Annotated in this window: 11 protein-coding genes; 7 read left to right on the forward strand and 4 right to left on the reverse strand. The window is 71.4% G+C overall.

Annotation, left to right across the window (positions count from 1 at the left end; translation table 11 throughout):
- The first annotated feature begins 60 nt into the window (after positions 1-60).
- Positions 61-618: a GbsR/MarR family transcriptional regulator gene (locus tag ACFVWW_RS11335; protein WP_386877300.1), complete on the forward strand. Its 558-nt coding sequence runs from the start codon at positions 61-63 to the stop codon at positions 616-618.
- 6 nt (positions 619-624) lie between these two features.
- Here ACFVWW_RS11335 and ACFVWW_RS11340 read toward each other — a convergent pair whose 3' ends face one another.
- A complete protein-coding gene (locus ACFVWW_RS11340) occupies positions 625-1,743 on the reverse strand; it encodes a hypothetical protein (protein WP_386877301.1) in 1,119 nt (372 codons plus the stop codon).
- Positions 1,744-1,834: 91 nt separating this feature from the next.
- Positions 1,835-2,680 (reverse strand): diacylglycerol kinase, encoded by an 846-nt coding sequence (locus tag ACFVWW_RS11345; protein ID WP_384191250.1) that lies wholly within the window; start codon positions 2,678-2,680, stop codon positions 1,835-1,837.
- A gap of 207 nt (positions 2,681-2,887) precedes the next feature.
- Here ACFVWW_RS11345 and ACFVWW_RS11350 point away from each other — a divergent pair, with 207 nt between their 5' ends.
- Complete coding sequence (locus ACFVWW_RS11350; RefSeq protein ID WP_386877302.1) at positions 2,888-4,171, forward strand: adenylosuccinate synthase; 1,284 nt, start codon at positions 2,888-2,890, stop codon at positions 4,169-4,171.
- A gap of 65 nt (positions 4,172-4,236) precedes the next feature.
- On the opposite strand, the gene ACFVWW_RS11355 is transcribed toward ACFVWW_RS11350, so the two are convergent.
- The gene (locus ACFVWW_RS11355; protein ID WP_386877303.1) at positions 4,237-6,189 is read right to left on the reverse strand and encodes a protein kinase; all 1,953 of its coding nucleotides are present in this window, start codon (positions 6,187-6,189) and stop codon (positions 4,237-4,239) included.
- A 190-nt stretch (positions 6,190-6,379) separates the two neighbouring features.
- On the opposite strand from ACFVWW_RS11355, the gene ACFVWW_RS11360 reads away from it, so the two are divergent.
- Positions 6,380-7,033: a class I SAM-dependent DNA methyltransferase gene (locus tag ACFVWW_RS11360; RefSeq protein WP_384191242.1), complete on the forward strand. Its 654-nt coding sequence runs from the start codon at positions 6,380-6,382 to the stop codon at positions 7,031-7,033.
- 1 nt (position 7,034) lies between these two features.
- On the opposite strand, the gene ACFVWW_RS11365 is transcribed toward ACFVWW_RS11360, so the two are convergent.
- On the reverse strand, positions 7,035-7,673 hold the full coding sequence (locus ACFVWW_RS11365; RefSeq protein WP_384191240.1) for an HD domain-containing protein: 639 nt from the start codon (positions 7,671-7,673) through the stop codon (positions 7,035-7,037).
- A gap of 120 nt (positions 7,674-7,793) precedes the next feature.
- Here ACFVWW_RS11365 and ACFVWW_RS11370 point away from each other — a divergent pair, with 120 nt between their 5' ends.
- The 4 genes from ACFVWW_RS11370 (at position 7,794) to ACFVWW_RS11385 (ending at position 13,628) form a co-directional block, all read left to right on the forward strand.
- Complete coding sequence (locus tag ACFVWW_RS11370) at positions 7,794-8,765, forward strand: GlxA family transcriptional regulator (protein WP_384191237.1); 972 nt, start codon at positions 7,794-7,796, stop codon at positions 8,763-8,765.
- Positions 8,766-8,922: 157 nt separating this feature from the next.
- Positions 8,923-10,278 carry an aspartate aminotransferase family protein gene (locus ACFVWW_RS11375; protein WP_386877304.1) on the forward strand — a complete coding sequence of 452 codons (1,356 nt, stop codon included), beginning with the start codon at positions 8,923-8,925 and terminating at the stop codon, positions 10,276-10,278.
- Between the two features lie 105 nt (positions 10,279-10,383).
- The gene (locus tag ACFVWW_RS11380; protein WP_384191232.1) at positions 10,384-11,067 is read left to right on the forward strand and encodes a GntR family transcriptional regulator; all 684 of its coding nucleotides are present in this window, start codon (positions 10,384-10,386) and stop codon (positions 11,065-11,067) included.
- Positions 11,064-13,628 (forward strand): dolichyl-phosphate beta-glucosyltransferase, encoded by a 2,565-nt coding sequence (locus tag ACFVWW_RS11385; protein WP_386877305.1) that lies wholly within the window; start codon positions 11,064-11,066, stop codon positions 13,626-13,628. The genes ACFVWW_RS11380 and ACFVWW_RS11385 overlap by 4 nt, the downstream gene beginning before the upstream one ends.
- The last annotated feature ends 146 nt before the right edge of the window (positions 13,629-13,774 follow it).

The following is a 13,774-nucleotide window of genomic DNA, read 5'->3' on the forward strand; positions in this document are numbered from 1 at the left end:
GCGTAAAAACGCGCACGTTAAGATCGAAGGCGGACCGCGAGCAGGGGAGACGATGGGGCGATGAGCAGCAGGACCGGCGATACGGATGAGACGGGCGCGGCGGACGCGGCGGGCGGGACGGATGAGACGGGTGACCCGCAGCGGGACGAGGAGGCCGTAGCGCGCTTCGTGGAGCGTTTCGCCGCCGATATGACCGAGGCCGGAATGCAGCGGACGGCGTCCAGGGTCTTCGCGGCCCTGCTCGCCTCGGACGACGCGAGCATGACCTCCGCCGAGCTGAGCGAACAGCTCGGCATCAGCCCCGCCGCCGTATCAGGGGCGATCCGCTATCTCGTCCAGGTCAGCATGGTCGGCAGGGAGCGCGACCCAGGATCGCGCCGTGACCGCTACCGGCTGCACAACCAGCTCTGGTACGCCACCTTCGCCCAGCGGGACACGGTCCTGAGCCGCTGGGAGCACACCTTGCGTCAAGGCGTCGACTCCCTTGGCAGAGACACCCCGGCCGGCGCGCGGGTCGCGGAGACGGTGGCGTTCTTCGAATTCCTGCAGAAGGAACTGGTGGCCCTCCTGGACCGCTGGCGCGAGCATCAGGCAACCCTCCGCCACGACGAGGGCTGACGCGCTTCAGCGGTCCTGTTCAGCGGGCTCGACGGCTGGTTCGACGGGCGGTTCGGCGGGCGTGTTCCGTCGCTGTCGGCCCTTGAACCCGCCGACCAGCCCGGTCAGCGTGAGAGCCCCGCCGGCCACGCTCAGCGCGGCGTTCACCTCGTCGGCGACGGTGCCGCGCAGGTCGGAGTCGTAGAGCTCCCCCTTCCACGGTCCGTACGAGACCACCCAGCCGGTCCACCAGTAGTCCAGCAGCGGATCACGGTCCGGATCGCAGTGGAAGGGGCCCTCGCGCCGTTCGCCGCTCCAGGGGTCGGTCCACCGCACCTCGCAGGTGCCGTCCGGCTCCTGCGCGATCACGGTGAGGTCGATCTGCGGATCCTTCTCCGAGGCCAGGGAACCGGCGAGGCCCGGCCCCAGCAGGACCACTCCCGCCAGCAGCACCCACCGGTAGACGCCCCAGCGGCGGGCGGTCTTCCGCTCCCACCGAAGGTCCCGCTCCAAAAGCTCGGACACCGGTGGCGGCGGAGGTGGTGGGGGCTGGTGCGGCGATGCGGGCTGAGGTGACGCCTGCCGGTCCAGCAGCCCTTGCCGCTGTGCCGCCCGTACGACGCGCTGCCGCGACCAGCGCCCCCGTACCGGTTGCGTCCAGATCAGGTCCGCCCCGCCGGGCGGCGCGATCACCCCGCCGGTCCGTGGGTCACCGCACCACCACAGCGACCCGTCGGGACCGGGCTGCGCCAGGTGGTAGCGCTGCTGGATCGCTATCACGGTCAACGGCCACAGCTCACCGGTCGCCGGATCCCGCAGGACCACCGCCGCGGCGTGTATCCCGCGCGGTACGGCCTCGGCGGCGTAGGCCATCCAGGGGCCCGCGGCCAGCCGGTCCCGCATCCGGCGGGAGAGCCGCAGCGTCAGCAGACCGAGCCCCGAGCAGAACAGGGACACGCCGATCAGCGCGGGCAGCGCCCCCCTCACCCACCCAGGACCCCCGCCGGTCAAGGCGATGATCACCGAGCCTGCCAGCACCGTCAGGCCGGCCCGCACCCATATGCCCGCGCGTGCCCGGTAGCGGGCCAACGCCTTCGCCGTGTCGGCGACAGCCAGAGCCGTGCCCTGCGATCCCGTCTCTGGCATCGATGCGGCCCCCCCGGGCGTCGTGTCGAAGGCCGAGGCTACCCGGCGCCCCGACCCCGCAGTAGAGGTGCTCTACGGCTCGATCCGGCCGTTATCCCCCGCCGGGGCCCGCGTACGCGCCTGCCTCCGCGGGCAGCGTCAGCCCCCACGCCCCCGGGCGCAGTGTCCAGGTCCTGGTCCGTACCGGGCCGGTGATCCGGGCGTCCGCCCGGTAGCGGAAGTCCGCGCCCGAGACCGTCACGGACAGCGCGCTGGCCCGGCGCGGCTCGGCCGACGCGTGCGTACGGATCACGACTTCGGCGCGGCCTCCGTACGAGCGCACCGTCACGACCTCGACCGGCTCGTCCAGATCGCTCAGCAGCACGCCGTCCGCCTCGACCCGCAGCCGGTGCGTACGCGCCGCCCCTGGCGGCGGTCGCACCAGCGTGCGGACCAGGGAACGGCAGGTGTCCCAGACGGACGGCGCGGCCGGCGCCCCGCCCCGCGTCGGGAGGGCCGGGATGCGTAGCCCGCCCAGCACCACGCCGTCGCTGTCATCGACCAGCAGGTCCAGCCGGCGCACCACCCCGTCCAGCACCGCGCGCGCCGCGGCGACCGCGCCCGTCGGCACGCCCAGCGAACGGGCCAGCTCCACGGAGGCTCCCACCGGCACCACCGAGAGCGCCCCGGAGCCCAGCTCCCGGTCCCGGTGGAGCAGGGCCACCATCCGCAGCAGCGCCCGGTCGTCGCCGATCACCACGGGCCGCCGGCTGCCCCGCCGGGCCAGCGCCCGGGCGAAGGCCTCCGGCCCGTCCGGCAGGCAGATCTTCACTGAGGCCCCCGCGCTCAGCACGTCCTTCGCGATCAACACGGATTCGCCGTCGGTCCGGCGGGCGACCGGGTCGATGACCACCAGAAGCTGCTGCGCACCGTTCTCGGCGGGCTCGGGAGCCGACACCTCGGTCCTTCCTCGGGTAGCATCTTTGTGCAAGAGCCCCTTGCGCTATTGCGCCAGGGGCTTCGTCTATTCCGGGGCAACCGGTTCGACGGTTCGGGCTGTGTCGTACAGCGTTGTGCGATGACATACGGCGTACGCGCGCCGTATGGACGGCGTTAGTGCGCCCCCTGACCTTGGACATGCCCCGCCCGGAAGGGGTGTACGCCTGTGCCCGCACTTGTGCTGCTCGGTGCTCAGTGGGGTGACGAAGGCAAGGGAAAGGCCACCGACCTGCTCGGTGGGTCTGTGGATTATGTCGTGCGCTATCAGGGTGGCAACAACGCCGGCCATACGGTCGTCGTGGGCGACCAGAAGTACGCACTGCATCTCCTCCCTTCCGGAATCCTCTCCCCGGGATGTGTCCCGGTGATCGGCAATGGAGTGGTCGTCGACCCGGCCGTCCTGCTCTCCGAGCTGAGCGGGCTCAATGACCGCGGTGTGGACACGTCCAAGCTGTTGATCAGCGGTAACGCCCATCTGATTACCTCGTATCACACCACGATGGACAAGGTGACGGAACGGTTCCTCGGTTCGAGGAAGATCGGCACGACGGGCCGTGGCATCGGTCCGACCTACGCCGACAAGATCAACCGCGTCGGTATCCGGGTCCAGGACCTGTACGACGAGTCGATCCTGATCCAGAAGGTCGACGCCGCTCTCGACTTCAAGAATCAGATCCTCGCCAAGCTCTACAACCGGCGTGCCATAGAGTCCGGCAAGATCGTCGAGGAGCTGCTCACGTACGCGGAGCAGCTGAAGCCGTACGTCTCCGACACGACCCTGGTGCTGAACAACGCCATCGACGAGGGCAAGGTCGTCCTCTTCGAGGGCGGCCAGGGCACGCTGCTCGACGTCGACCACGGTACGTATCCCTTCGTCACCTCGTCCAACCCGACGGCGGGCGGCGCCTGCACGGGCGCGGGTGTGGGGCCGACGAAGATCAGCCGGGTCATCGGCATCCTCAAGGCGTACACGACGCGGGTGGGCGCGGGGCCGTTCCCGACGGAGCTGTTCGACGAGGACGGCGAGGCGCTGCGCCGCATCGGCGCCGAGCGCGGAGTCACGACGGGCCGCGACCGCCGCTGCGGCTGGTTCGACGCGGTGATCGCGCGCTACGCGACGCGGGTCAACGGTCTGACGGACTTCTTCCTCACCAAGCTGGACGTGCTGACCGGCTGGGAGCAGATCCCGGTGTGTGTGGCGTACGAGATCGACGGCCGGCGCGTCGAGGAACTCCCGTACAGCCAGACGGACTTCCACCACGCGAAGCCGGTGTACGAGTACCTGCCCGGCTGGTCGGAGGACATCACGAAGGCGAAGACCTTCGCCGACCTGCCTCAGAACGCGCAGGCGTATGTCAGGGCACTGGAGGAGATGTCGGGGGCCCCGATCTCGGCGATCGGCGTCGGTCCCGGCCGTACGGAGACGATCGAGATCAACTCGTTCCTGTAGCCGGGAACGGATGAACGGCGGTACCGCGCCCCGGCGGCCTTGACGGCAGCCGGGGCGCGGTCGCGTCAGTCTTCCTTTGTGTACGTCAAAGACTCACCGTTGGTGGTCACTCGGCGCAGGCTGCCGTCGGACAGGATCGTCAGCTCCGTCGGGGTGCCCGGGGTGCAGGAGGACATGGGCTCGCCCGTGGTGACCTCGGAGGGGCCGATGCTGAGCGGGGCGTCGGAGGCGGGAGAGGACGCCAACGGGGCCTCGAAGACACAGTGGTAGCTGCCGCCGCCCCCGGCCGGTCCGTCCGCCGTCAGGGAGAGGACCGTATCGCCCACCTCGCCCTGCTCGATGACGAGTCGACGGGTGCTGTAACCCGAGCTGGTGTCGACACCGCCCGTCCATGTGCCCAGGTACTTCGTGGGCACGTCGCCCTTTTCGGCCGTGGATGGGGCGCCGGACGGCGTGGTTGAGGCGGACGGGGCGTCGACCGGGGGCTTCGGGGTCGTCGTGTCGGTCACCCCCGTCCCCTTGTCGTCCTTCGTGCCGTCGCTGCCCATGAAGGCGTACACCGAACCGCCCGCGCCTATCGCGACGATCACCGCCACGGCGATCAGGGCGATGGTGCCGCGGGCGTTGCGCTGCGGGGGCGGGGGGACCGGCGCCGGGCCGTACGGGGGAGTGGGGCCGAAGGGCGCGTTGTACTGCGGGGACGGTCCGTACTGCGGGGACGCGCCGGGTGGCGGCGTCGGGCCGTATCCGGCCGGGGGATAGCCGTACGGCTGCGGTACCGGTGCCTGGCTGTATGCCGGGGGCAGCGCCGGAGTCTGGAGGGGAACCGGAAAGGGCGCCGGCCCCGGCAGGGGAGCGGGAGCCGCAGCAGGGGCCGGGGCCGGGGTTGGGGCAGAGGCAGCGGCAGGGGTAGGAGCCGGGGTCGCGGCCGGGGTCTGGTCCTTCGTCGGCGCGGGCAACGCCGGGCCCGCCGCCTCAGGGGCCGACCCGACCGGGCCCGCGACTGCCGGGCCCGCCGCCTCAGGGGTTGGCCCCGCCGGGCCCGCCACCGCCGGGGCCGGCTCGATCGCCGCCACCCCCGCCGTTCTCAGCTGCCCCGTCGGGTCCTCGTGTTCCAGCAACCGCACCGCGTGCTGGCCCAGTTGTGCCAGCAGTCCGCCCGGCAGCCAGGGCTCCCCGCCAGGACCCGCCCCCGAGTCCGACGCCTCGCCCACCCGGGCCAGGATGTCCTTCGTGGTCGGCCGCGCCGCCGGATCCTTGAGGAGACAGCACCGCACCAACTCCGCCAGCCCTTCGGGGAGTTCGGACAGGTCCGGTTCCTCCTGGGCGATACGGAATATCAGCGCGTGCGCCCCGGTGTCCGCCGCGCCGAACGGCAGCCGGCCCGTCGCCGCGTACGCCAGGACCGAGCCCAGGCAGAACACGTCGCACGCGGCCGTCACCCGGTCCCCGCGCACCTGTTCCGGCGCCATGAAGCCGGGCGAGCCGACCAGCGCGCCGGTCCGCGTCAGACCTCCGTCGGTGACCGTCTCCAGCGCGCGGGCTATGCCGAAGTCGATGACGCGTGGCCCGTCGATCGTCACCAGCACATTGGACGGCTTGAGATCGCGGTGGATGAGGCCGGCCGCGTGGATGTCCTGGAGCGCGTGCGCGAGACCGGACGCGAGGATCCGTACGGAACGTTCCGGGAGCGGACCGTGGCCGCCCGAGACGACCGACTGCAGGGAGGGCCCGGCCACATAGCCCGTCGCCAGCCAGGGCACCGCCGCCTCCGTGTCGGCGTCCAGGACGGGCGCCGTCCACGAGCCGCCGACCCGTCGCGCGGCGGCGACCTCCTGCCGGAAGCGGCTGCGGAACTGCTCCTGTTCGGCCAGTTCCTGGCGTACGAGCTTGACCGCGACCGTACGGCCCCGGTCGGAGCGCGCCAGATAGACCCGGCCCATTCCTCCCGCGCCGAGGCGCGCGAGCAGCTGGTAGGTGCCGATGCGTTGGGGATCTCCTGCTGCCAGCTTTTCCATGGCCGCGCGGCCTCTCCTCGTACCCGAAGTGCCCAAGGAACCGCCAGCCATGTCCGTCAAACCGGTTCCCGAGGGGCTACACCACTGTGACGCCCTGGATCATCTCGCATGACCCGGCCGGCCGCGCCCCGGCCTTCCGGGCTGTTGGGAGGCCTGCGGTCCGAGCGCTCCCGGGAGTAGGGTCTGCCGCGTGACTGAGCCGTCCTACCTGCGCGAGACCCGGGCGTCGTACGACACGGTCGCTGTCGACTACGCCAAACTCGTGCCCCCCGCGTTCGAGGCCGACGTTCTGGGACGCGCGATGCTGGGCGCGCTGGCCGAGCTCGTGCGGGCCGCCGGCAGCGGCACGGTCGCCGATGTGGGGTGCGGCCCCGGCCATGTGACGGCGTATCTGCACTCGCTCGGGCTGACCGCGTTCGGCGTCGATCTGTCGCCGAGGATGGTCGAAGTGGCCCGGCGGGACCACCCGGGCCTGCGGTTCGACATCGGGACGATGACGGCCCTGGGGCCGGCGGACGGCGAACTCGGGGGCATCGTCGCCTGGTACTCCATCATTCACACGCCCCTGGACGTACTGCCGGCGGTGTTCGCCGAGTTCCACCGGGTGCTGGCTCCCGGAGGCCACCTGCTTCTCGGCTTCCACGTCGGCGACGAGCGGCGGCGCAAGGAGAAGGGATACGGCGACAATGAGATGTCCCTCGATGTCTACCTGCTCCCGCCCGGCCGCATCGCCGAACTGGCAACGCGAGCCGGGTTCGTGGTGCACGCCACGCTGGTCAGCGAGCCGGAGAGTATGCGCGCTCCGCAGGCCTGCCTCCTGCTCCGCAAACCGACGGCGTCGTAGCTCACTCCGGCCAGGCCGAGTTCTCGATCACGTCGACGAAGTCCGTCCGTACGAAACCCGGGGAGAAGCGCGCCAGTACATCCGCCTTCACATTCCCGAAGGCCGTGTCAGGACGGTGCTCGATCCCCTCCGTGAACGCCTGCAGGATGCGCCGCTTGAAGTCCGGCCGCGGATGGGCCGCGACGACCTCTTCCCTGGTCTTCGCCGGGACGTCGTTCAGCCCCATCCCCAGGACGTCGAACTCGACCCCGGCCGTGACGAGCGCGACCTCGGGCTCCATATGGGCCGGAATCTCTGGCGTCGTGTGCAGCGCGATGGCGGTCCAGACGATGCGCGCGCTCTCCTGGGACAGGCCGTGGCGCAGCAGGAAATCCCTCGCCGCGTCGGCGCCGTCGAGCTCGAAGCGCTGCTGGGAGCCGCGGTAGTCCTCGGTCAGGCCGAGGTCGTGGAACATCGCGCCGATGTAGAGCAGCTCGGGGTCGTACGACAGCCCGCGCCGCTGCCCCTGGAGCGAGCCGAAGAGGAAGACCCGGCGGGAGTGGTCGTACAGCAGCGACCCGGTGGTGTCCCACACCAGCTCGGTGGCTTCCTTGGCGAGGCTGCTGTCGGGGATCTCGATACCGGCGATGCGCTCGGGCATGGCGGGATTCCTTTCGCGAGGGGCGTGTCTCCACTCTCCGCCCGGCCGCCCCGCCCCCGCCATGTCCATCCGGACGTACATCCCACACATACGGCCATGGATCCGGGCTAGCGTGGCCGTATGCAGGGAAGAGAGCGCAAGGACATCACCGTGCTCGTGTACGACGGCGTTCGGCTGATGGATGTCGCCGCTCCGCTGGAAGTGTTCGGTACGGCCGCGGGGCTCGGCGGCGCGTACGCCCAGACGGTCTGCTCGGCGGACGGCGGTCCCGTCATCACCTCCACCGGCACGCGGCTGCACGCCGACGCGGCGGTGGCCGAGGTCGGCAGGACGCACACGCTCGTCGTCCCGGGCTCAGAGGACCTGCCGCACCACCCGCCGCCGGCCGGGCTGCTCGACGCGGTGACGGGTCTGGCCGGCCGGTCCGCCCGCGTCGCGTCCGTCTGCACCGGGGCCTTCGCGCTGGCCGCCGCCGGGCTGCTGGACGGCAGGCGCGCCACCACGCACTGGCGGCACGCGGCCGTCCTGGCGCGGCGCTTTCCGGCGCTGACCGTCGACCCGGACGCGATCTTCGTACGGGACGGTCGTACGTACACCTCGGCCGGAGTCACCGCGGGCATCGATCTCGCGCTCGCCCTGGTCGAGGACGACGAGGGCGCGGATCTGGCGCGTGAGGTCGCCCGTGACCTGGTGGTCTTCCTGCAACGGCCGGGCGGTCAGTCGCAGTTCTCGGTCGCCGCGCGCACCCCGAGCCCACAGCACGACGCGCTGCGCGGACTGCTGCGGGAGGTCACGGCGGATCCGGCCGCCGACCACTCACTGCCCGCGCTGGCCCGGCGCGGCGGGCTGAGCGCGCGCCATCTGACCCGCCTCTTCAACGAACAGGTCGGCAGCACCCCGGCGGCGTACGTCGAGTCCGTACGGCTGGAGGCGGCGCAGGCGCTGCTGGAGGCGGGGGAGAGCGTGACGGGCGCGGCCCGGCGCAGCGGTCTGGGCAGTGACGAGTCGCTGCGGCGGGTGTTCCTGCGGCGGCTGGGCGTGACGCCTTCGACGTACCGGGCAAGGTTCCGTACGACGGCCCCGGCGTCCTGAGCCGTCCGGCGCCCTCCCGGACATACGTGGGCGTCGACACCGGCGCGTTGACACCGGCGCGTCGACACCCTCGCGTCGACACCATGCCCAGCAAAGTGCCTCACTCCATACAGCGTGGCCATACCGCCCCCCACCTGCGCCTCCTACCCTGGGCCGCATGAACCCTCTTGTCGACCCGCAGGCCGGCGCAGCCGTGAAGGCCGCAGACCGCGCGCACGTGTTCCACTCCTGGTCCGCCCAGGGCCTGATCGATCCGCTCGCCGTCGCCGGCGCCGAGGGTGCGTACTTCTGGGACTACGACGGCAACCGCTACCTCGACTTCACCAGCGGTCTCGTCTTCACCAACATCGGCTACCAGCACCCCACCGTCGTCGCCGCCATCCAGGAGCAGGCCGGCCGCCTCACCACCTTCGCGCCCGCCTTCGCCATCGATGTGCGGTCCGAGGCCGCGCGCCTCATCGCCGAGCGCACCCCCGGCGACCTCGACAAGATCTTCTTCACCAACGGTGGCGCCGAGGCCGTCGAGAACGCCATCCGCATGGCCCGTCTGCACACCGGCCGCCCCAAGGTGCTCTCCGCGTACCGCTCGTACCACGGAGGCACCTCCACCGCGATCAATCTGACCGGTGACCCGCGCCGCTGGGCCTCCGACAACGGATCGGCCGGGGTCGTGCACTTCTGGGCGCCGTTCCTCTACCGCTCGCCGTTCTACGCCTCCACGGAGGCGGAGGAGTGCGCCCGCGCGCTGGAGCACCTCGAAGCGACCATCGCCTTCGAGGGCCCTGCGACCATCGCCGCGATCATCCTGGAGACGATCCCGGGCACGGCCGGCATCATGACCCCGCCGCCCGGTTATCTCGCGGGCGTACGGGAGATCTGCGACCGGCACGGCATCGTCTTCGTCCTCGACGAGGTGATGGCGGGCTTCGGCCGTACGGGCAAGTGGTTCGCGGCGGAACACTTCGATGTCGTCCCCGACCTGCTGACCTTCGCCAAGGGCGTCAACTCCGGTTATGTCCCGCTCGGTGGCGTCGCCATCTCCGCGGCCATCGCCGACACCTTCGCCACCCGCCCCTACCCCGGCGGACTCACCTATTCCGGCCACCCGTTGGCCTGTGCGGCGGCCATCGCCACGCTCCAGGTGATGGCGGACGAGAAGGTCGTCGAGAACGCCGCGCACATCGGCGAGACGGTCCTCGGCCCGGGGCTGCGCGAGCTGGCGGCCCGTCACCGGTCGGTGGGCGAGGTCCGCGGTACGGGCGTGTTCTGGGCCCTCGACCTGGTCCGGGACCAGGAGACCCGCGAGCCGCTGGTGCCGTACAACGCGTCGGGTGAGGCGAACGCCCCCATGGCCGCCTTCGCCGCCGCCTGCAAGAAGAACGGGCTCTGGCCCTTCGTGAACATGAACCGTACGCACGCGGTCCCGGCCTGCAACATCACCGAGGCGGAGGCGAAGGAGGGGCTGGCGATCCTGGACGCGGCGCTGTCGGTCGCGGACGAGCACACCGCGTAGGGCGGAGTTCGCGGACCGGGCCCGGTGCCACCCGGCCCGGTCCGTCCCACCTCGTCCCATCCGCTGCCTTAAGGTGTCGGAAGCCTGACGAGGGGACCGAAGACCATGCCCGCCAGCGGAGCCGTGACCCGCAATACTCTGCGGCAGCAGATCGCGGACGCGCTCCGTGACGAAGTGCTCGCAGGGCGTTTACTGCCGGGGCAGGAGTTCACGGTCAAACAGATCGCCGAGCAGTACGGAGTCTCCGCGACCCCCGTCAGGGAGGCGCTGGTCGACCTCTCCGCACAGGACCTGCTCGACTCCGACCAGCACCGCGGCTTCCGGGTCCACCAGTTCTCCATCGCCGACTTCCGCGACATGGTCGAGGCACGCTCGTTGATCGTGGACAGCGTCTTCCGCAAGCTGGAGGGCGAGCACCTCGCGGGCCGGGCGCACGGCGCGGCGCTGGTGTCCGTACGCCGCAGGGCCGAGGAGTCCGCGCGCGCCGCCAGGGGCGGGGATCTGAACGTACTCATCGGCTACGACCTGCGGTTCTGGCGCGAGTTCGGCGCCCTGGTGGCCAACCGCTACGTCGCGGACTTCCTGCACCGGCTGCGCGTCCAGGCCTGGGTGTTCTCCGTACCTTTCCTGCGCGAGGACACCGAGGGCGGGAAGTGGCTGTGGAGCGGACATGAGCGCGTGGTCGACGCCCTCACCCTCGGCGACGCGGCGGCGGCGCGTGCCGTGATCGGGGAGTACGACGACCATTCGCTGGAGTGGGCGGACAGGCTGGAGCGTTCGCAGCGGTGAGGACGGACGCGGCGAGAGCGGACCTGGGCGAGGACACGGTGAGCGTCGATCTGACCGTCGTCGTACCGGCGTACAACGAGGAGCGGCGACTGCGCCCCACCCTGGACGCCATCTGCGCCCATCTGCGCGCGGATCCGGACCGCTGGGGCGACTGGGAGCTGATCGTCGTCGACGACGGTTCGTCGGACGGCACAGCGGGGATCGCCGCGGCGGCCGCGGCCGACGAGCCGCGTATCCACGTGGTGACGAGCAAGGGCAACCGCGGCAAGGGACATGCGCTGCGCCAGGGCGTCCTGGCCTCGTACGGCCGGCGCGTGCTGGTGACGGACGCCGACCTCGCGACACCGATCGACGAGCTGGACCGGCTCGACAAGCAGCTCACGGCCGACGGCGGCGGCGCGGCGATCGGCTCCCGCGCCCATCCCGACGCGCGGATCGAGGTGCGGCAGCTGGCGCTGCGCGAGTGGCTCGGCCGCCTCGGCAACCGGCTGATACAGCTCGTCGCGGTCCACGGCATCAGCGACACCCAGTGCGGCTTCAAGCTGTTCGACGGCGAGCAGGCGCGGGCCGCCTTCGCCGACTCCCGGCTGGACGGCTGGGGCATCGACGTCGAGATACTGCGGTTCTTCCGGCGGTCGGGCTGGCCGGTGACGGAAGTCCCGGTGCGCTGGTCGCACCAGCCGGGGTCGAAGGTACGGCCGCTGGATTACGGCAAGGTGCTGCTGGAGCTGGTACGGCTCAGGGCGCGGCGGACGCGGGGGACGCGGGGAGCTCAGTGGGCGCAGCGGCTCCACCGGGGCCGGCGTACGGATCTCGCGGTGGCCGGGCTCTTCCTCCTCGCCTCGTTCTTCCTCTACAAGGGCCTGTGGGCGGACCTCGACCACACGTATCTCGCCGACGCGGGGTCGGACCAGAACCAGTGGGAGTGGTTCTTCAGGGTCACCGCCGACAACGTCGTGCATCTGCGCAATCCGCTCTTCACCACCCTCCAGAACTTCCCCGACGGCGTGAACCTGATGGCGAACACCGTCATGCTCGGGCTCTCCGTACCCCTCACGCCCGTCACGCTCGCCTTCGGTCCGACCGTCACCTGGGCGCTCGTCCTCACCCTCGGTCTGACGGCGACGGCGGTCGCCTGGTACTGGCTGTTCGCGCGCCGGCTCGTCAGGAACCGCTGGGCGGCCGCCCTCGGCGCGGCCCTCGCCGCGTTCGCGCCGCCGATGATGTCGCACGCCAACGCGCACCCCAACTTCCTTGTCCTCTTCATGATTCCGGTGATCATCGACCGGGCGCTGAGGCTGTGCGAGAGCGCGGTTGCGGTGGTGGAAAAGGAGACGGACCAGGGGCGCCGGGTCGCACGGGACGGCGTGTTGCTCGGCCTCTTCGCGACGTACCAGATCTTCCTGGGCGAGGAGCCGCTGCTGCTCGCCGCGATGGGGATGCTGCTCTTCGCGCTCGCGTACGCGGTCGTGCGCCGCGATGTGGCGCGGGCGGCGCTGGGGCCGCTGCTGCGCGGGCTCGGATTCGCGGTGCAGGTCTGTCTGCCGCTGCTGGCGTTCCCGCTGTACTGGCAGTTCTTCGGCCCGCAGAGCTACCACAGCGTGCTGCACGGCGACAACGCCGGGAACAGCCCGCTCGCCTTCCTGGAGTTCTCCGGGCGCGCGCTCCTCGGCGACGAGACGACGGCCGACGCGCTCGCGATGAACCGCACCGAGCAGAACGCCTTCTACGGCTGGCCGTTGATCGCCCTCGCCTTCGGGATCGTGGTGTGGCTGTGGCGGCTCGCCGTGGTCAGGGCGCTGGCGTTCACGGCGGTCGCGGCGGCGCTGCTGTCGCTGGGTCCGAAGGTCCGTATCCCGTTCACGGACGTGGTGCTGCCCGGCCCTTGGCGGGCGCTCGCCCATCAGCCGCTCTTCGAGTCGGTCATCGAGTCCCGGGTCGCGATGATCTGCGCGCCGGCGCTGGGCGCGCTGGTGGCGCTGGCGGTGGACCGGCTCGGCGACCGGCTCGGGGACGTATCGCGGCGCACGCACCGGATCGTCGGACTCGCGGCGGTGGCCGCGGCCCTGCTCCCGATCCTGCCGACCCCGCTGCCGGTACGGGACCGCGTGGACGTACCGCCGTTCATCGCCGAGGGGATGTACCGCTCGTACGTCTCCGAGGGCGAGACCCTCGTGCCCGTACCGCTGCCCGACCCGGGCGGCGCGGAGGCACTGCACTGGCAGTCCGCGACCGGCCTCGGCTTCTCCGTGCCCGGCGGCTATTTCAACGGGCCGTGGGGCGAGGACCGCAGAGGCATCTACGGCGCCCCGGCCCGCTACACCTCGAACCTCCTGCGCGATGTCCGCTACAGCGGCCAGGTCCCGACGCTCGGCGACGACTGGAAGGCGCAGGCGAGCTACGACCTCGCCTTCTGGAAGGCGGGTGTGGTGGTGCTCGCGCCGCAGGCCAATGACGCGGCGCTGTACGAGACGCTGGAGAAGCTGCTCGGGCGCCCGGGGAAGCGGATCGGCGGGGTATGGATCTGGGACTTGCCGCCTGCCGCGGGAGGTCCCGGATGACTCGATGCGCCGGTGCCGTACGACTCGATCGGCCACTGCCGGATGACCGGACTCGCCGATGCCGGACGACGGGACTCGCCGGTGGTGGTTGACCGGGCTCTTCGCTGAACGTGCCCGCCGCACTACGCTGTCCCGACCATCGCGAC

The sequence above is a fragment of the Streptomyces sp. NPDC058198 genome (assembly GCF_042882605.1).
Classification (GTDB): domain Bacteria; phylum Actinomycetota; class Actinomycetes; order Streptomycetales; family Streptomycetaceae; genus Streptomyces.